The organism is Cloacibacillus sp. An23 (assembly GCF_002159945.1).
Classification (GTDB): Bacteria; Synergistota; Synergistia; order Synergistales; family Synergistaceae; genus Caccocola.
In genome coordinates this window covers 39,617-57,861 of the sequence record NZ_NFJQ01000013.1, presented here as the reverse complement: position 1 = coordinate 57,861, position 18,245 = coordinate 39,617, and the positions used below count along the sequence as shown (strand labels likewise).

At 57.8% G+C, this 18,245-nt stretch carries 21 protein-coding genes; 5 read left to right on the top strand and 16 right to left on the bottom strand.

The window, feature by feature from the left end:
* The first annotated feature begins 195 nt into the window (after positions 1 to 195).
* Positions 196 to 1,026, top strand: a complete 831-nt coding sequence (locus tag B5F39_RS12875; RefSeq protein ID WP_087368350.1) for an aminotransferase class IV — start codon at positions 196 to 198, stop codon at positions 1,024 to 1,026.
* A 176-nt stretch (positions 1,027 to 1,202) separates the two neighbouring features.
* Here B5F39_RS12875 and B5F39_RS12870 read toward each other — a convergent pair whose 3' ends face one another.
* The 12 genes from B5F39_RS12870 to nadE all read right to left on the bottom strand — a co-directional run bounded on the left by B5F39_RS12870 (position 1,203) and on the right by nadE (position 10,893).
* Positions 1,203 to 1,673: a flavodoxin gene (locus tag B5F39_RS12870; protein WP_087368348.1), complete on the bottom strand. Its 471-nt coding sequence runs from the start codon at positions 1,671 to 1,673 to the stop codon at positions 1,203 to 1,205.
* A 177-nt stretch (positions 1,674 to 1,850) separates the two neighbouring features.
* Positions 1,851 to 3,032 carry an alpha/beta hydrolase gene (locus B5F39_RS12865; RefSeq protein WP_204245120.1) on the bottom strand — a complete coding sequence of 394 codons (1,182 nt, stop codon included), beginning with the start codon at positions 3,030 to 3,032 and terminating at the stop codon, positions 1,851 to 1,853.
* A gap of 195 nt (positions 3,033 to 3,227) precedes the next feature.
* Entirely contained in the window at positions 3,228 to 4,121 is an 894-nt protein-coding gene (locus tag B5F39_RS12860) for a LysR family transcriptional regulator (RefSeq protein ID WP_087368346.1), read from the bottom strand.
* Between the two features lie 65 nt (positions 4,122 to 4,186).
* Positions 4,187 to 4,429 (bottom strand): glutaredoxin, encoded by a 243-nt coding sequence (locus tag B5F39_RS12855; RefSeq protein ID WP_087368344.1) that lies wholly within the window; start codon positions 4,427 to 4,429, stop codon positions 4,187 to 4,189.
* A gap of 12 nt (positions 4,430 to 4,441) precedes the next feature.
* Positions 4,442 to 5,494: a tRNA preQ1(34) S-adenosylmethionine ribosyltransferase-isomerase QueA gene (gene queA / locus B5F39_RS12850; RefSeq protein WP_087368342.1), complete on the bottom strand. Its 1,053-nt coding sequence runs from the start codon at positions 5,492 to 5,494 to the stop codon at positions 4,442 to 4,444.
* 1 nt (position 5,495) lies between these two features.
* Positions 5,496 to 6,935: a SpoIID/LytB domain-containing protein gene (locus B5F39_RS12845; protein WP_087368340.1), complete on the bottom strand. Its 1,440-nt coding sequence runs from the start codon at positions 6,933 to 6,935 to the stop codon at positions 5,496 to 5,498.
* Positions 6,936 to 6,938: 3 nt separating this feature from the next.
* The gene (locus tag B5F39_RS12840) at positions 6,939 to 7,160 is read right to left on the bottom strand and encodes a DUF2905 domain-containing protein (RefSeq protein WP_087368338.1); all 222 of its coding nucleotides are present in this window, start codon (positions 7,158 to 7,160) and stop codon (positions 6,939 to 6,941) included.
* Entirely contained in the window at positions 7,157 to 8,224 is a 1,068-nt protein-coding gene (gene ruvB, locus B5F39_RS12835) for a Holliday junction branch migration DNA helicase RuvB (RefSeq protein ID WP_143330754.1), read from the bottom strand. The genes B5F39_RS12840 and ruvB overlap by 4 nt, the downstream gene beginning before the upstream one ends.
* A gap of 12 nt (positions 8,225 to 8,236) precedes the next feature.
* Positions 8,237 to 8,842, bottom strand: coding sequence for a Holliday junction branch migration protein RuvA (ruvA, locus tag B5F39_RS12830; protein ID WP_087368336.1), 606 nt, complete (start codon positions 8,840 to 8,842; stop codon positions 8,237 to 8,239).
* A 3-nt stretch (positions 8,843 to 8,845) separates the two neighbouring features.
* Complete coding sequence (gene ruvC, locus B5F39_RS12825; RefSeq protein WP_239391280.1) at positions 8,846 to 9,376, bottom strand: crossover junction endodeoxyribonuclease RuvC; 531 nt, start codon at positions 9,374 to 9,376, stop codon at positions 8,846 to 8,848.
* A complete protein-coding gene (locus B5F39_RS12820) occupies positions 9,360 to 10,106 on the bottom strand; it encodes a YebC/PmpR family DNA-binding transcriptional regulator (protein ID WP_087368334.1) in 747 nt (248 codons plus the stop codon). The genes ruvC and B5F39_RS12820 overlap by 17 nt, the downstream gene beginning before the upstream one ends.
* Positions 10,107 to 10,143: 37 nt before the next feature.
* On the bottom strand, positions 10,144 to 10,893 hold the full coding sequence (gene nadE, locus B5F39_RS12815; protein WP_087368333.1) for an NAD(+) synthase: 750 nt from the start codon (positions 10,891 to 10,893) through the stop codon (positions 10,144 to 10,146).
* A 538-nt stretch (positions 10,894 to 11,431) separates the two neighbouring features.
* Between nadE and B5F39_RS12810 the strand changes: the two genes are divergently transcribed.
* From B5F39_RS12810 to B5F39_RS12795, 4 genes are all read left to right on the top strand, one after another.
* A complete protein-coding gene (locus B5F39_RS12810) occupies positions 11,432 to 12,586 on the top strand; it encodes a YjiH family protein (protein WP_239391278.1) in 1,155 nt (384 codons plus the stop codon).
* A 61-nt stretch (positions 12,587 to 12,647) separates the two neighbouring features.
* Positions 12,648 to 12,938, top strand: a complete 291-nt coding sequence (locus B5F39_RS12805; protein WP_087368329.1) for a YciI family protein — start codon at positions 12,648 to 12,650, stop codon at positions 12,936 to 12,938.
* Between the two features lie 16 nt (positions 12,939 to 12,954).
* Positions 12,955 to 13,758: a gluconate 5-dehydrogenase gene (locus B5F39_RS12800; protein WP_087368327.1), complete on the top strand. Its 804-nt coding sequence runs from the start codon at positions 12,955 to 12,957 to the stop codon at positions 13,756 to 13,758.
* 113 nt (positions 13,759 to 13,871) lie between these two features.
* Positions 13,872 to 14,723 (top strand): DMT family transporter, encoded by an 852-nt coding sequence (locus tag B5F39_RS12795; protein ID WP_158096057.1) that lies wholly within the window; start codon positions 13,872 to 13,874, stop codon positions 14,721 to 14,723.
* Positions 14,724 to 14,804: 81 nt separating this feature from the next.
* Here B5F39_RS12795 and B5F39_RS12790 read toward each other — a convergent pair whose 3' ends face one another.
* Genes B5F39_RS12790 through pxpB form a run of 4 tightly spaced genes read right to left on the bottom strand, consistent with a single transcriptional unit; the run spans position 14,805 to position 18,208 of the window.
* On the bottom strand, positions 14,805 to 15,614 hold the full coding sequence (locus B5F39_RS12790) for a putative hydro-lyase (protein ID WP_087368323.1): 810 nt from the start codon (positions 15,612 to 15,614) through the stop codon (positions 14,805 to 14,807).
* Entirely contained in the window at positions 15,611 to 16,384 is a 774-nt protein-coding gene (locus B5F39_RS12785) for a 5-oxoprolinase subunit PxpA (RefSeq protein WP_087368321.1), read from the bottom strand. The genes B5F39_RS12790 and B5F39_RS12785 overlap by 4 nt, the downstream gene beginning before the upstream one ends.
* Before the next feature lie 13 nt (positions 16,385 to 16,397).
* Entirely contained in the window at positions 16,398 to 17,462 is a 1,065-nt protein-coding gene (locus B5F39_RS12780) for a biotin-dependent carboxyltransferase family protein (RefSeq protein ID WP_087368319.1), read from the bottom strand.
* The gene (gene pxpB / locus B5F39_RS12775) at positions 17,459 to 18,208 is read right to left on the bottom strand and encodes a 5-oxoprolinase subunit PxpB (protein WP_343217589.1); all 750 of its coding nucleotides are present in this window, start codon (positions 18,206 to 18,208) and stop codon (positions 17,459 to 17,461) included. Before pxpB ends, B5F39_RS12780 begins: the two co-directional genes overlap by 4 nt.
* Positions 18,209 to 18,245: the final 37 nt, after the last annotated feature.

The following is an 18,245-nucleotide window of genomic DNA, read 5'->3' as shown; positions in this document are numbered from 1 at the left end:
AGACATAAGAGGCAGCGAACGCCGCGCTCTGGTGCGGCGGCCCCTTTCGGTTTGGATCCCCCCCTAATATGTAACATTTCTTGTAAGCATAAATGATTTTTACAAAACTTATAAAATCTAAATACTTTCACAGCGCCGCTGACGCCGCTTCGGCCTTATACTCGTCGATATCACTGCGGGAGGAGATGAATAAAAATGGCGCTTTGCTACATCGACGGAAAATATCTGCAGCCGTCCGGGTGCTTCATTCCCGTCACCGACATGGCGGTACAGCGCGGAGTCGCCGTATTCGAATCGATACGCATATACGGCGGACGGCTGTTCGCGGCGCGCGAGCACCTCGGCCGCCTCGCGGCAAGCGCGGAACGCGCGGGAATATCCGCCGCTGAAATACTTCAGGAACTGCCCGGCATAATAAGCGTTGGGTTAGGCCTCGGCGGCTGCCCCTCCGACGGCCTCGTAAAGCCGTATATCACGGGCGGCGACGTCAACGCAAAGGGGATTTTTCCGAAGCCGCGCTTCTTCGTGATATTCGACGAGATAAACAAGACGCCGGAGGAAGAACGGAAACGCGGCGCGGTTCTCGAACCGAACCGCACGGAACGCCCCTTCCCGCTATGCAAGAGTACGAACTATCTCTTCGGCCTTATGCCGCTGAAAGGAGAAAGCTCGAAGCACGAGTCGCTCTATATGCCGGACGGCGAGATAACGGAGTCGATGACGAACAATTTCTTCCTCTGCAAAGAGGGGAAAATAATCACAGCGCCCGCCGGACGCGTGCTTGACGGAGTTACGCGCTCAGCCGTCATCGAGCTCGCGCGCGCGGACGGCTTTACGGTCGAAGAACGCTGCCCTCTCGAATCTGAGCTGAAAGAGGCGAGCGAGGCGTTCATCACCGGCACTGTAAACGAGGTCCTCGCCGTCACGCGCGTCGGCGGCGCCGTCATTGGAGACGGAAAGCCCGGACCGATATCGGCGCGGCTTTACAAGCTTTTCCTTGAAAATCTGGAGCGCCGCCTTTCATAGAGTACGCGCACGAATGTTCCGAACGGACTGTATAGCGTGCGCCGCGCGGTAAAGTATCGTTTATCGTTTTATCCGTTCAGCCGTTAAACGATGCGAAACAGGCGCGGGCCGAAAGTTTTCCCTCCGGCCCGCCGTTTTGTCATGTTCAATGACGCGGCAAAGAATTTAAGCCGCCGCTACTCCGCCTCGGCGACCAGGCTCCTGACCTCGCCGTCGGAGAGCCTATTCAGCATCTTCCCGGCTTTCCATTCCGCGCGCGGAGCGCGCTGCTTGAGTACCTCGACCGTGCGGCCCATTCCGCTGCCGCCGGAGGTCGCGAACGGCACTATCGTCTTTCCAGTGAAGTCGTAGCTGTCGAGGAAAGTCTCTATGATTCTCGGCGCGACGTACCACCATATCGGGAATCCGAGATAGACGACGCCGTATTCGTCCATGTTCGGCAGCTTTTCGGCTGTCGCGGGACGCGAGGCCGGATCGTTCATTTCGAGCGTGCTGCGGCTTTTCTTATTCGTCCAGTCGAGGTCTGCGTGCGAATATGGCTCGACGGGCTTTATCTCGAAAAGATCGGCTCCCGCCGCCTGAGCGACGCGGCGCGCCGCCTCTCTGGTCACACCGCTGGCTGAAAAATACGCCACAAGTTTTTTCATTGTCAATTCCTCCGTTCGTGCGGCCCGACTGGCGGGCCTTTTACTTTTCGGATATAATTCTACGCTTTCGCGGCGCTCTGTAAAATGCCGGTTTTTTATCGGCGGCTCATGCCTGACACGCATGGAGCGCCGCTGTATGCGGCGCTCCGTCATGTTTTTCGCAGGTGAATATTTTTCTTATTTTTCCGCAAGCGTCCGCTTGAAGAAGCCGTCAAGCTTCTCCACCGCCGGGCCGACGTACTGCGGTTTGTCGTAGAGGTCGATGTGGCTCGCGCCGGCTATCGTGAATATCTCCTTGTCCTTGCCGGGCAGCGCGTCGTATATGCGCCGGCTCTGCCATATAGAGTCGGCCTTTTCGCCGACGATGAGCAGCACCGGCTGCGTGAGATACTGTATGTTGGTTATCGCGGAGAAAGCCATTTTCGTCTCCTGGCTGCGGCGCAGGTAGCGGTTGTTCGCGCGCGGGTGCATTCCGCGCGGAGTGCAGTAATATTCGTAGCCCTCGCGGAAGGACGGCGCGGTGTCCTCGGTCGGCGGCTCCGGACACATCGGAACTGCCATCAGAGGCTCGCCGCGCGCCTCGCGTGTGCGCTGCGCGGAAACGTCTTCGAGTATTTTTATCTGTTCCTCGATCGGGCGTCCGCCGAGCCAGCTTCCCCTGTTCGCCGCGCCGATGTCAGCGCCGCTGACCGCTCCGACGGCGCTTATCCTGCGTTCGGTCTGGGCCGCCGCGACGGCGTAGCCGCCTCCGGCGCAGAGGCCGAGCGCGCCGATGCGCGTTTCGTCTATGAACGGAAGCGTCACGAGGTAGTCTACCGCGTAGCGTATGTCTTCAACGCGTTCGTACGGCGCTTCCGAAAGGTGCGGCGTTCCTCCGCTCTCTCCCGCGTAGGCCGAGTCGAAGGCGAGCGTGACGAATCCTCTTTCGGCGAGCCTGTGCGCGTAGAGCCCCGACGACTGTTCCTTGACGCTTCCCGCCGGATGCACGCTGATTATGGCGGCGTAGCGTTTGTTCATGTCGAAATCTTTCGGCAGGAACAGGTTTCCGACAAGCGTTATGTCGTTGCTGCGTTTGAAAGTCACCTTGCGTACCGTGACTCCGGTGTTCGCGCCTACCTCTGTGACAGTCGCCTTCTCAGTCTGCGGAACGCCGGGAAGTCCTGCCAGATCCGCCGCCTGTGACGGAGCCGCGGCTAACGCGGCGGCAAGCGCCAATAATGCGAAATACTTCTTCATGTTGTTTCCCCTTCCTGTGTCATGCCTCAAAGTTTTTATTTTTTGGACGGTGCTGCGGCACGCCGCCGCGGTCAGAGCCATGGCAAGCTTTACTGCAATTTTACCGACGCCGTTCGTTTTCATTCCTGCGAGCATCTCCTTTCATATATTCGCCGCTTCGGGCATGTTTTATTGTGTACGTTGTTATTTTAGGCAAGCTCCGCCGCGGAAACAATTTCGTCCTCTAATGGCGCGGATAAGTATCGCTTATACGAAAAACGCCGCCCGTCCGGTCGGGACGAAGCGGCGTTTTTTCAGCTTTTGCCGTTTTCAGCTGTTTCAGCGGCTTTTGAATATTTCGTAAAGGATTTCCGCAAATTCCGCCGACTCCGGCTTTTCCGCGCTTTTGCGCCAGAAGGCGCAGTAGTTTCGGCGCAGCGGCGAGCCGCCGGAATATATGGGAAGGCGCAGCAGAGATGCGTCCCGCGCCGGACGGCGTTCGCCGTATTCGACGAGCAGAAAGCCGGCGTTCCCGGCCGCCGTCATGCGCCCCTCGTCGATGCTCTCGGCAAATATGAAGCTGCTGCCGATGCCGAGCGTGTTCTGATAAAAATCGGCTTCGTTGTCGCGCTGCTCCTTCGACGCGACGAGTATGCAGGGGATTTTCGACAGCGCCTCCGCATCGACGTACTCCGCGTGGGAGGCCAGCTCGCTGCGCCCGGAGAACTCCGCGCAGCAGAAACAGTACGACAGATGGAAGTTCACATATTCGTCCGAAAAGGCGCGGCGCTGGTCGCTCATGGCGACGTCCGCGCCGCCGAAGCGCAGAAGGTCGTACAGCTCCTCATGGCTGCCGCCTATAGTTTCTATCGACGTTTCGGGGTATTTCTCGGAGAATTCGGCCACGGCGAGCCGCAGCTCGTCGCCTCCGAAGCATTTGAGGTAGCCGACGCGGAGCCTGCGCGCTCCTCCGAGCGAAGCGGCCACCGTGTCGCGGCACAGCTCTTCCGCCTCGCGCAGCAGTTTTTTCCCGCGCCCGTAGAAGAGCTCTCCAGCCGGAGTAAGAGAAAAGCCGCGGTTCCTGCGCTCGAGCAGCCTCACGCCCAGCTCGTTTTCAAGAGCCTTTATCTGCTGCGACACGGCCGACTGCGAAATATAGCAGTCAGCCGCCGCTTCGGTGAAGCTGCCGCGCTCGACGACCGCGGCGAAATATTTAAGCTGTCTCAAAAGCATCGGACCACCTCCATCATAGGTTATAAAAAACGGACGGAGAGGCATCCTCCCCGTCCGCGAACGATTTACAGCTCGTTGATGTCGAAGAATATCCGTGAACCGTCCACGAAACACGGCACGCCTATAGAGCCTTTTTTCTTTATTTCGTCAAATTCCGGAGCCTTGTCGCGCAGCCGCAGAAAAAGCTTAAGGTTAGCCGTGCTTTCGTCGATATTGACGAACTCGACGGGAAGCCCCTTCTCCGCTATAGTTTCGAGCGCCGCGCGCACGTCAGGACAATTTTTCGTTCCGAACATTTTCACCGTCATTACAGCCGCCTCCTATTCTATAAGCATAGAGTCGCCGAACGAGAAGAAACGGTAGCGTTTGCGCACCGCCTCGTTGTAGGCGTTCATCATCGTATCGTATCCGCCGAAGGCCGAGACGAGCATAAGCAGCGTGCTCATCGGCAGATGGAAGTTGGTTATCAGCGCGTCTATGACCCTGAACTCGAAGCCCGGGCTTATGAAAAGCCGCGTGTCGAGCGCGCCGGGGACGACTTTGCCGTAACGCATCGCGAATGATTCAAGCGTGCGCACTACGGTGGTGCCGACGGCGACGACGCGCCCGCCGCGCGCCTTCGCCGCGTTTATGGCATCGGCGGTCTCCCGGGGTATTTCGCAGAACTCTTCGTGCATTATGTGGTCGGCGATATTCTCGGCCTTCACGGGGCGGAAGGTGCCCAGGCCGACGCGAAGCGTGACGAATACATGCGGCACGCCCTTATCCTCAAGCTTGTTGAGAAGCTCCGGCGTAAAGTGCAGCCCCGCCGTCGGCGCGGCGACAGAGTTCTCCTTCTCGGCTTTCGCGTAGACGGTCTGGTAGCGTTCAGGCTCGGCGTGCGTCTCTGTGATGTAATGCGGAAGCGGCGTCTTGCCGAACTTATGTATTATCGCGAGCGGGTCAGCTTTTTCGTCGAAAATAAGCGTCCTAAGGCCGTCCTCGAGGCGCGCGCCTACGACCACTTCCGTCTCGGCGTCGAGCGCGACCTTAGTCCCCTCGGGCAGTTTGCGCCCCGGGCGCACGAGCGCCGTCCATTCGTTCGGAGCTCCGCCGGGGTTGAGAAAGAATATTTCGACGTGCGCGCCGTGTTCTCCGCTTTTCTTGACGCCCTTGACGCGCGCCGGAAGCACGCGCGTGTCGTTGAGGACGAGCAGGTCGCCGTCGTCGAGATATTCCGTGACGTCTCGGAATATTCTGTCCTCCGTCGCGCCGCAGTCCCTGTGGACGACCATGAGCCGGGACGAGTCGCGCGGCTCGGCAGGATCCTGCGCTATCAGCTCCTTCGGCAGCTCGTAGTCGTAGGCCGCCGTTTTAGTCAGGTCGCGTTCCATGTCAGCGCGTTTCCAGCTTCGTGCCCTGGAAGTAATATTCGAGCATCCGCCTGTAATCCCACCCGGCCTCGGCAAGGGCCTTTGCGGTCCACTGCGGGAAGCCTACTCCGTGACCGTATCCGCGCCCGTACATTACCACAGTGCCGGATGAAGTCCCCTCCATCGAGAGCGGAGACGCGGAAACCTCTGCGGCGGCTTGAGACGGAGCCGGCTGCGCAGGTTTGGGCTTCTCTGCCTTCACCGGCGGGTTTTTCATCTTCGCCATGCGTGCGAGGCCTTCCGCGACGTACTGAGGATATTTGCTGTCGTCGCCTATCATAGCAAGCAGCTCCCTCATCGTGAATACGCCGTTCTGCGCCATCCAGTAGAGCTTGTCGGCGTCGCACTCGGGCATTCCCGCGATTTGAGCCGCCTGCGCGGACGAGGCGTTCTGCTTCGGTATCTGGACGAGGTTGACGGCGGGCTTCGAGGCCGGAGATGACTTCACGCTGTAGCCGCTGCGGCGGTTGAATTCAAAGAGCGTGCTCTTTACGACGGTCGCTCCGACGGCGGTGCGGAATTTGTTGCCGCTGATTATCTTCGTTCCGGCGCTCCCTTTGAGCTCGATCTGCTCTATCCTGCCGCTCTTATCGCGCTTATGCGGGCGCAGCGATTTTAGCGTCCCGACTCCGGTTCCAGCCGCGTTGAGCTTCTGGCCGATCTGGGCCATCGTGAGAGTGGTCTGCCACGTTTTGTTCGGGCTGTCGTTCGACACGGGGTCGGCCTTCGGGGTAAGATACGGTATAGCCGAGCCCCATACGGTTTCCGAGCCCGTCGTCATGCCGCCGCTGTCGCTGAAGAAGAAAATCTGCGCCGGAGCGCCTCCGTAGGTAAGTATCTGCCCTTTCGTCTCGTTTACGGCCTGCACGATGTTCGAGGACTCGTCCGCCACGCCTCCGTAGACCTGGCAGTGCGTCGTATTGCAGATGTCGTAGCCGCCGTGTTTCTTGGAGGCCAGAGTGTATGTACGCGCGAGCACGGCCTGCGCCTTGAGCGCCTCTTTAGGCCACGTAGGGTGCATTTCCGACTTTAGGACGCCCTTCAGATATTCCTCTATGTCCACCTTGTTGACTATGTTGAGCTTGTTGGAATTGCGTTCGATGACCAGAGAGCCCTTGTACTTAACTCCGTCAACGACGACGCCGGAACTGCTTTTCATCGTCACGGGCAGTTTATATGTGACCTTCCCGGCCTTCATCGCGCCGTTTGCATAGCTTATCTTGAACGTACCGTTGAACGGCTTCGTGTACATTCCTCCGGCGTCGGTGAGCACCACGCCGGAGCCGCCGATCGTGCCCTGAGAGACGCCCTGCTTGAGAAGCACGGTTATTTCCCGCGCCGACGCCTGAGCGCCCCATAGAAAGACGGATATGACCGCCGCTGCTAAGATAATTTTTTTCATCGATTATTTCCACCTGGAGAAGATATTGAAGATTATCGAGAGTACGAGGCTGACTACGAGCATCGTCCCGAACGGCGCGAAGACCGTAAGATTCTTTTTCTGGTACGTGATGTCGCCCGGCAGCTTGCCGAACGGGATGTTGAGCTTGCCCGCTAGGACGAGCACGACGCCTACCGCCGCGAGCAGCAGCCCCATGCAGATGAGCATTTTTCCGAGCTGGTTCATTGCTCGTCCTCCGGCGTGAAGAGGCTCTGCTGGTTCTGCTGATACTGCATGAAGTGCTGCGAGACCGGGATGCCGAGATAGTCCCATGTGTTGCGCGTCGCGCGCCTTCCGCGCGGCGTGCGTTCGAGCAGCCCCTTCTGTATCAGGTACGGCTCGTAAATATCCTCTATCGTCTGCGCGTCTTCGTTGAGCGCCGCGGCGAGCGTCGAAAGACCGACGGGGCCGCCGTCGAAAAGCTCTATCAGCGCGCGAAGGAATTTGCGGTCGCCGTCGTCGAGCCCTTCCGGGTCTACGCCGAGCATGTCCAGCGCGTAGCGCGCGAGGTCGCGTTCGACCTGTGGGACGCGCTTGACCTCCGCGACGTCGCGCACGCGGCGCAGAAGGCGCAGAGCCACGCGCGGCGTCCCGCGCGAACGCAGCCCTATCTCTTCCGCCGCGTCGTCGAGAATTTTCACTCCGAGCACGCCGGCGCCTCTCTTGACTATCGCGGTAAGCTCCTCGGCCGAATATAGGTGAAGCTGCTCCACTATGCCGAAGCGCGCGCGCAGCGGCGAGGTCAGCAGGCCGAGGCGAGTCGTCGCGCCTATCAGGGTAAATTTTGGAAGCGCGAGGCGGATGCTGCGCGCGAGCGGCCCCTTGCCTACCACTATCGAGAGCGAGAAATCCTCCATCGCGGGATACAGTATCTCTTCGATGTTCGCCGACATCCTGTGTATCTCGTCGATGAAAAGCACGTCGTTCGGCTGGATGTTCGACAATATCGCGGCGAGGTCTCCCGCGCGTTCGAGCGCCGGACCAGTGGTAACGCGCAGGTTGCCCTTCATTTCCTTCGCTATTATCCCGGCGAGCGTCGTCTTGCCGAGGCCCGGAGGGCCGTAGAATAAAGTGTGGTCCAGCGGCTCCTCGCGCTGAAGCGAGGCCGTCATGAAGATAGTCAGCTTGTCCTTGAGCGCGCTCTGCCCGATGAAGTCGTTAAGCGCCTGCGGGCGGAGAGTGTAAATCTCATCCTCTTTCTCGCGGCGCATCGTTTCTATAAGTTTGTGAGAACGGTCGTTGTCTTCCATTTCAACACCTCGCTACCTGCGCTGGAGCACGCCGAGCGCGGCTTTGAGCAGGCTTTCCTCCGTCCACGCCGCTCCGTCGTCCGCCTGCGCCTTAGCCGTCGCTATCGCGCGTGCGCATTCGCCGTGAGAGAAACCGAGGCCGGCAAGAGCCTCGGCCACGAACGAGTCGAACGACGAAACGCCGCCGGCGGCCGAAAATTCCGCTCCGACCGATGCGAATTCTTTCTCGACCTTGCTCCTAAGCTCGAAGCAGATGCGTTCTGCGCGCTTGGCGCCGAGCCCGGGCACAGAAAGCGCCGAGACGTTGCCGGCCTTTATCGCCTCGACGATGCGCGCCATGTCGAGGCAGCGCATGAGCATTATAGCGAGCTTTCCGCCGATCGTCTTGACGTGAAGCAGTTCCATGAAGAAGTCGCGTTCTGATTCGCTCGCAAAGCCGAACATCGCGACGCCGGCGTCGCTGACCTGCATATATGTCAGGCACTTCATCTCTTCGCCTACAACGGCGGAGGCGAGAAGCGCCTTGGTCGGATATACCTCTATACCGAAGCCGGAAACGTCGATTATTATGCTTTCTTTGGAGATTTCGGCGAGCGTACCTCTGAGAAAAGTTATCATAGCTCAACAGCCTCTCATGATGTTTCTGTCGTAAGTGTGGACCGCGAGGCCCGCTATGGCTATCGCGAGCGCGTCCGCCGCGTCGTCGGGGCTCGGATTCTTTGCGAGACCGAGCATGTGGGCGACCATGCCCTGCACCTGCCCCTTCTCCGCGCCTCCGTAGCCGCAGACCGCGAGCTTGACCTCGTTCGGCTTTATCTCGTACGGTTCGAAGCCGAGCTGCGCCGCGAGGAGAAGCACGACCCCGCGCGCCTGCCAGACCATCTCCGCAGTAGTCGTGTTCCTGCCGAAAAATAGCTTCTCGACGGCCACCATGTCAGGCGGGAATTCTTCCGCTACCTGTTTCAGTTCGAAATAGAGCCTCGCGAGACGCTGCGCGAGAGACAAGCCGGTCGGAGTCTTTATCACGCCGTAGGTTTCGCATTTCAGCGAGTTCCCATACTGCGAAACGACCCCGTAGCCCAGCGTGCCGAGCCCGGGGTCTATCCCTAAAGCGCGAATAGCGCCATCTTCGCTGCTATTCGATTTCAGCAAGAATCTCTTCCGGAATGTCGAAATTCGAGTAGACGGCCTGAACGTCGTCGTGATCCTCGAAGCGCTCGACCATCGCGAGAAGCTTCTGCGCGTCCGCTTTGTTGTTGATCGTGACGGTGTTCTTCGGTATCATCTGGATTTCCATCGTATCAACGTTGTATCCGTCGTTCTTAAGAGCTTCGCCGACCTGCGACAGCACGGACGGATCGCATGTGATCTGGAAGCCTCCGTCCTCCGCCTCAAGGTCGTCGGCCCCAGCGTCGATGGCCGCCATCATAAGAGCGTCCTCGTCGATGCCGTCTCCGGTCACCTCGATCACGCCCTTGCGGTCGAAATTCCACGCGACGCATCCCATCTCTCCGATAGCCCCGCCGGTCTTAGTAAAAAGCGAACGCATCTCCGGAGCGGTGCGGTTACGGTTGTCGGTCATGACTTCAACCATGACGGCGACGCCGTTCGGGCCGTAGCCTTCGTAAAGCACGACCTCCATCTCGCCGCCGAGCTCGCCTGTGCCGCGTTTGATGCCGCGCTCGATGTTGTCCACGGGGACGTTGCCGGCCCGCGCTCTGTCTATAGCGACTTTAAGGCGGAAATTGGAATTGGGATCTCCGCCGCCGGCCTTAGCGGCAGCTATTACGTCCTTTATAAGCTTCTGGAAGGCGACGCCCTTCTTGGCGTCCTGAGCTGCTTTGCGGTGCTTGATGCCCGCCCAATGCGAATGTCCTGACAAAAGAATCACCTCATAAATTTATTTAAAAACTTTGATACTACAGATTTTCCGGAAGCCGCGCCATAGGCGGGAATTTCTTTTTGTGCTCAGAACGCTTCTTCGCGGCCTCGATTTTTGCCTTGGCTTCTTCCGCGCCTTCTCCGGTCGCGATGTACGCGTCCAGTTCCCTGTAGGTGAGTCCCATCTCGGCCTCGTCGGTCTGACCGTCCCACAGCCCCGCGGTCGGAGGGCGGTCTATTATTTCGTGCGGGACTCCGAGATATTCGGCCGTGGCCCAGACTTCGCCCTTCAAAAGATCCGCGAGCGGCAGAAGATCGACGCCGGCATCGCCGTATTTGGTGAAATATCCCATTGTTATTTCGTCCTTGTTGCCGCCGCCGCATACCAGCGCGCCCTGCTGCTGCGCTATCGAGTATAGAGCGGTCATGCGCAGACGCGGCTTGATGTTCGCCGACGCAAGGCCGTCCGGGGCGGCTCCGCCCTCAGCCAACGCTGCGGTCATCGCGTCGTACACCTGCGACAGTTCCACCTTCACGGTGTTGATTTTAAGAGCGTCCGCCAGCAGTCTCGCATATTCCTCGTCTATGGGCATACTGTGGCATGGCATTATGACGCCCGTCACGTTCTCCGGGCCAAGCACCTTAGCCAGCAGCGCCGCCAGCAGCGCCGAATCTATCCCGCCGCTTATGCCGAGCACCGCGCGTTTGACTCCGGCCTCTCTGAATTTTTCTCTTATCCAGTTTTCCAAATATCCTGCTATTTTCTCCGGGCTGCGGTATATCGACATAATCAAGACCTCTCTTTCATGCGCGCCCAACTTTAGCGCAAATTACATTTTAGCATAAATGCTTTTACGGAAAAATAGGCCCCCGCGCAATTTATGCGTCAAGCGTCGCGCATTTGTAAAATAGCATTTCAGTATTTTTACTCTTTATTTTATATATTTTTTATACCCTCGGTGTTATTATAACGTCAAGATAGGATTTGGAATAAACAGGCCGCCTGAAAAGGAGGTGAAAAACTGAAAAGCCACGGGCTTTCAGCGGCTGCAGAACAGCGCACACACGCAAAATAGGCGCATACACACAAGAAAGATACTGCCAGAGATAACGAGTCTGAAAACTAACATCAGGAGGAATAACATGAAAACGGAAAACACCGCTTCTAATGCTGCTTTGAAATTCGTCGCGTTCAGTATCTTTGGGATATTTATGTTTTTCTATCCTCTTGAAATCGGCGGAAAGTCAACAATACCGGTGGATCATATAATATCGTTCATTACCTCTAACCTTGCTGAGCCGGCAAAATTCTATATTCTGCTTGTTATGTACATTGGGGCAGCACTGCCGTTTATCAGAAAAACATGGGAAAAAGACGCGGTTACGATTTTTTTCTCGATAGCGAAGATATGCGGCGCTGTGATAGGGACGATACTCGTATTCAACCTTAATCCGCCTGAGTGGCTCAGCCGGCCAGACTTCGGCCCGTTTCTCTACAAGTCGCTCGCAACTCCCGTCGGACTGGTCATTCCCATAGGCTCCGCATTTCTCGCCTTCCTCGCGAATTTCGGACTTATGGAGTTTACCGGCGTGCTTATGACCCCGGTAATGCGCCCAGTGTTCAAGACGCCGGGACGTTCGGCCATCGACGCTGTCGCGTCGTTCGTCGGAAGCTACTCCATAGCGCTGATCATCACTAACGGCGTTTACAGACAGGGCAAATACTCCGCAAAGGAAGCAGCGATAATAGCGACCGGCTTCTCCACCGTCTCCGCTACCTTTTTGCTCATCGTGGCCAAAACGCTGAACATTATGGATCACTGGGGATTATATTTCTGGGTCTCGCTCGTGGTGACGTTCGCAGTAACGGCTATTACCGCCAGGCTGTGGCCTTTGAGTTCCATACCGGACACATACTTCACCGGTGAAAAAACGCCGGAGCCTGAATATCACGGCAACATGCTTTCGCGCGCATGGCAGGCCGGAATCGAAACGGCTTCAAAAACAGGCCCGCTTTCGAAACTGATATGGGAAAATCTCTATGCAGGGCTGAATATGGCGTTCAGCGTGATACCGTCAATCATGTCCATCGGGCTGCTCGGCCTTGTGCTTGCGGAGTATACGCCGCTGTTTGACTGGTTCGGCTACGTCTTCTACCCGTTCTTCAAAATATTCGGGATCGAGCAGGCCGCGCTCGCAGGCAAAGCCGCGGCTCTTTCGCTGCCTGAAATGTTCCTCCCCGCCGTGCTTGTCGCAAAAGAAGGTACTATGCTTGTCAAATTCGTCATCGCCGTCGTAAGCATATCGGAAATACTCTTCTTCTCGGCAAGTATCCCGTGCCTCATGGGAACGGACATTCCGCTTACTTTGAAAGATATAGTCGTTATTTGGTTTGAACGAGTAGTGTTCAGCATCGTAGTGACGATCCCAATCGCTATGGCGTTGGGCTTCAAGGATGTTGCGGCAGCAATTGCGCAGTAAAGACAAACAAGCCGGAAATGCAGAAAATTGGCCGTAAATTTACTAAAAAGGAGGAATCGCCATGTTTTTAGTTTTAACAAAGTATGTCAGGCCGACAGAAGACGTAGATAAGTTTCTTCCCGCGCATTCGGAATTTCTGGACAGGTACTATGCACAGGGAAAGGTGATATTTTCAGGACGGAGAAATCCGCGCACCGGCGGGGCGATACTGTTCAATGTCGGCACTGAAGCAGAGGTTTCCGAGATTTTATCACACGACCCGTTCCGCAAAAATGGGGTAACAGAATGTGAACTTTACGAAATAATTCCAACGAAATACGCTGACGCATTTAAGACGTTCGTAGAAGGTTAAAAGGACGGTGATTTGCATGTCATCTGTCAATTTGTTTTCTCTTAAAGGGAAGCATGCGTTTGTGACGGGAGGTTCTCGCGGGCTTGGATTTGCGATGGCCTGCGCTCTCGCTGAAGCCGGCGCAGAGATTCTTTTTTGCGCGCGCAGCGAAGAGTCCGTTGAAAAAGGTATGGAAGCGTACAAGACAAGAGGAATAGACGCGAAAGGATATGTCTGTGACGTTACAAGCCCTACTGGCGTTTGGTGGCTTTTCTCAGAAATTGAGAATAACGGCGGACATATAGACATACTTCTCAATAACGCTGGGATAATCAACCGAGTTCCAATGACTGAAATGGAAACTGCCGATTTCCGCAGAATTGTGGATACAGACCTGGTTGGGCCGTTCATTACTGCTAAAACCGTCATTCCGTATATGATTAAGAGAAAGGGCGGAAAGATAATAAACGTCTGCGGGATAATGAGCGAGCTCGGGCGAGAAACGGCGGCGGCCTACGCCTCAGCGAAAGGCGGCCTCAAGATGCTCACGAGAAACATAGCGTCGGAGTACGGGCCGTACAACATTCAGTGCAACGCAGTCGCCCCCGGTTATATGGCGACTGATATGAACGCATCTCTGCGCGCAAAAAGCGCAGACGGTTCGCCGAATCCATTTGACATTTTCATTTGCACACAAACGCCGGCGGGACGCTGGGGGAATCCGGAGCAAGACATTGCGGGGCCGGTAGTTTTTCTTGCCTCAGAAGCCTCAAACTTCGTCAACGGCCACATGCTATACGTAGACGGAGGCTTTCTGGCGTATCTTGGAAAAAGCGCATAAACACTGAGCCGAACTTTAAAAAATAATCACGACCGCGCCCGGACAAATCAAAAATGACTGAGGCGCGGTCTTCTGTTTATCGTCGTAGTGTATAATATCCGCCGGTGATGCGTATGATCGGAAGGTACAAGTACAATTTGCTGCTCGCGCTTGTAGCGGTGCTTTGGGGGGCCACGTACGGCATATCGAAGATCTGCCTCGAATACACGAACGCCTTCACGCTTCTGACGGTGCGCTTCCTCGTGGCCTTCGCCGTGACTTTTCCGTTTTTTTACAAAAGGATAACGCCGCTGAAAAAATCCGAGGTCCTCCACTCAGCGCAGCTAGGGATTATGATGTTTTGCGCGTGTCTTTTCATGGTGCTGGGAGTCGGTTCTACCAGCGCGACGAACGCAGGCTTCCTCGTGGGCCTTTCTGTGGTGTTCATTCCTCTGATTCAGTTTATATGCTTTCGCGAGCGTATCGGCCTCCACGCCGCGTTCGCGCTCGCGATGTCTCTCGTCGGAATCTGCCTGCTGACGCTCGATGGAGGTATGAGCTTTCACGGCGGCGACGTTTTTTGTCTCGCGAGCGCCTTCTGCTACGGAGCCTACGTCGTTTTCGCGGCGAGGTTTCTTCGCGGGGCGAACCCGATCGCCATAGGGACGATGCAGTTCCTTTTCATAGGGCTTTACGCCGGAGCGACGCAGCTCGTCTCGGGCGGCTTTTCTCTCCCGTCCGCGTTTGATTTCTGGAAATGGGCGCTGGTCATAGGAGTTTTCTGTACGGCGTTCTGTTTTATAGCGCAGTCCGTCTCTCAGCAGCATCTGACGCCGACGGCTGCGGGGATAATCCTTACGCTTGAACCCGTATCGTCAGCCGTTTTCGCCTTCGCGGCCCTCGGGGAAGTCATGGGCGCGAGGCAGATCGCAGGAGCGCTTCTGATGCTCGCCGGAGTTATGTGGGTTTCCTTAAAAGAAAAATAAAGCGCACAAACACGGCGCTTCCGCACTGCAAAGCGCGGAGCAGAAAGCCCCGCGCTTTGCCCTAAATTTTACGACTTTCAGTTAAAATACTGCGTAGTCCACGTCTTTCGGGTCGCCTATGAACATGTGTCCAGGCGCGTGCGTTATCGCGAAGGGCGGCCTGACGTTCATCACGACCGCCTGCGGCGTGACCCCGCAGGCCCAGAAGACTGGCGTCTCGCCTTCGCGTATTTCGACCGCGTCGCCGAAGTCCGGCTTATTTATATCCTTGACGCCGATGGCGGCGGGGTCCCCGATATGTACGGGAGCGCCGTGTACCGCGGGGAAACGTCCCGTCGCGAGCACCGCTTTAGGCACCTGTTCATATCGTATCGGGCGCATACTGACAACCATCGGGCCTGAGAGACGCCCTGCCGGTTTGTTCTGGATATTCGTTATGTACATCGGTACGTTGCGGTTCATGTCGATGTGGCGTATTGATATTCCGGCTTCAAGCAGCGCGCCTTCGAAGCTGAAGGAGCAGCCAAGCAGGAAGGCTACGAGGTCGCCGCGCCAATATTTCACGACGTCCGACGGTTCGTCTATAAGCTCGCCGTCTTTCCAGACGCGGTACTTCGGTATGTCGGTGCGCACGTCGGAGCCAGGCGCTATGAGGCGCGCCTCCCAATCTCCAGGCTCGGTCACGTCGAGTATCGGGCACGGCTTCGGATTGCGCTGTGCGAATACGAGAAAGTCATAGGCCCAGTCTTTCGGCAGAACTATCATGTTCGCCTGCACGTGGAAGCGGCAGAGTCCGGACGTCGGGTGCGGCCATTCGCCTTCGCGTATGATGCGGCGCATTTCTTTCGGCGGCGTCGCGCGGAACGGCGTTACGTCAAACGGCAGAGTCATCCCAGTACGACCTCCTTTAAGCTGGTTACTTTCACTCCCGCGGCTTCGAGGGCCGCGCGGACGGCCTTCGCCATTTCGACCGCCTCGGGCGTGTCTCCGTGCATACATATCGAGTCGGGGCGGAAATTTATGACGGTTCCGTCTATTGCTTCGACCGTACCTTCTGTCACCATGCGGACCACGCGCCCGGCCGCCTTCGCAGCGTCGTGTATCACGGCGCCGGGCTGGGAGCGCGGGACGAGCGATCCGTCCGGCATGTAGGCCCTGTCGGCGAACGCCTCCGCGGCGAACGGTACGCCGAGCTCTTCGGCCGCCCTCTCGAATTCGGAGTTGGCGAGTCCCATGAGGATTATTCCCTCCCCAGCGTCCCTGACGGCGCGCGCTATCGCGGAGGCGAGGGACGGATCTTTAGCGGCCTGGTTGTACATCGCGCCGTGCGGCTTCACGTGCTGGAGCGTCATGCCGTTCGCGCGGCAAAAAGCCTGGAGCGCGCCGATCTGATACAGGCAGTCGGCGTATTCTTCGTCCGGCGTGCATTTCATGTTTCTGCGTCCGAAGCCCACGAGGTCCGGATAGCCGGGGTGCGCTCCGGCGGCGACGCCCTTCGCCGCGCAGTTTTCAAGAGTTTTCTTCATCACGAGCGGGTCGCCGGCGTGGAAGCCGCAGGCCACGTTGGCGGATGTTACGGCGTCCATCACCGCCGCGTCGTCGCCGAGCTTATATGCGCCGAAGCTTTCGCCTATGTCGCTGTTCAGGTCTACCTTGTACATCGTGCATTCCTCCTTATGGCATCTCTTCGCAGGTTACATCGTACTGTTTTCCGCAGACGGTCAGGCGGAGCCTTGACACTGTCGCTCCGGCCTGCGTCAGCGCCGCGCGCGGACGCGACACGTAGGAGCAGCGCAGCTCGTTTACCCGGCGCACGGCGGCGGCTATCTTCATCTGCTCGGCTGTTCCCTCGTCTATCGATGCTTCGCGGAAGCGCACCGCAGCTCCCGGCATTTTCTGTACGAGCGCCTCTATAGAAAGCGGCGTCAGCACGCCTATCTTCGTGTATCCGCCTGTCGTCTGACGGTCCGCGAGCATCACTATCGGCATTCCGTGCGACGGCACCTGTACCGCGCCGAGCGGCACGGCGTCGGAGACTATGTCTCCGCCTTTGCCGCCGTGTTCGATTTTCTGCCCGTCGAGACGGCATCCCATCCTGTCGGAGTCCGTGGTGATTGTGTATTCCGACGAGAAGAGAGCCGCCTTTCCTTCTTCCGTGAACATATCCTCCTGAAGCCCGGTCATGAGAGAGAGCGGCGCGTCCGGGGGCAGCGCCGGATTGAGCTCAGGGGGCAGAGCGAAGCCGTCAAGCTTTTTCCAGAGCGGAGACGGCCCGCCTATTTTTACAACGTCTCCGTTTTTCAGCGCGCGTCCCTCAAAGCCGCCGATTTTCGCGCGCATGTATGTCGAGCGGCTGTTCATGACGGGCGGCACGTCAACGCCGCCAGCGAAACACAGATTGCCGCGGCAGCCGTTTTTCGGCCCGGAGAATGAAATCACGTCGCCGTTTTTTAATTCCACTACGCGCCACGAACCCACGGCGCGTCCGTTGACGGAGAAGCCCAAATCCGCTCCCGCGAACACCGCCGCGCCGGCTCCGCAAACCTCGAGCTCAGGGCCGAGCAGCGTAACCTCGAGAGCGGCCGCCCCCTCGGGGTTGCCGAGCATTGCGTTTCCGAGACGCAGCGCCGGAAGGTCCATCGCGCCCGCTACGGGGACGCCGCTGGACTGGAAGCCCCAGCGCCCGAGGTCCTGCACCGAGGTCAGCATTCCGGCGCGTCCGACCTTAAGCTCCGTCATAGCGTATCCGCCTCCTTTATTACCGGCCTGTAAACGCCCGCGGCGACCTCGGCCTCTATCTTTTTGTATTCGTCTTCCGACACCGAGACGAAACGCACCTCGTAACCAGCCTCGATAAGAGTCGGGCGCGCCGCCTCGGGCGTGAAAAGCCGCAGCGGCGTGCGGCCGATGAGCTGCCAGCCGCCTGGGCTGTCTATCGGATAGATGCCTGTCTGCTTCCCGGCGATGCCGACGCTGCCGCCCTTGATTACGGTGCGCGGGTTCGCGAGGCGCGGCGTCGCTATGCTCTCGTCCATTCCGCCGAGATAGGCGAAGCCCGGAAGGAAGCCGATCATGTAGCAGTGGCACGGCTTCGCGCTGTGGCGTAGGACGACCTCTTCTTCAGCTATGCCGGCGTGCTCCGCGACGTTCGCTATATCCGGGCCGTACTCGCCGCCGTAACAGACGGGAATCTCTATCTCCGTGCCGTAAGTTCCGCAGTCCGCCGAAAACGCCGGCGCCGAACGTGCTTCTTGTATGACGGCCTCGCGCGCCGTCTTGGTCGGGTCGAAGTATATCGCAAGCGACCTGTACGTCGGCAGGCACTCCATCAGCGGCACGCGCTTCTGCAACCTCATGTGCTTCGCCAGCGCCGTCACCGCGTCGTTCGCCTCCCGGCTGATCTCGTCGGCGAACTCGACTACGACGCATGACTCCCCCGCAGCCAGAAATTTAGGTTCGTCGATGTATATCGCCAAAGCGGTCACCTCTTTCGCGAGTAAAATTTCAGCTTATCCATTATTT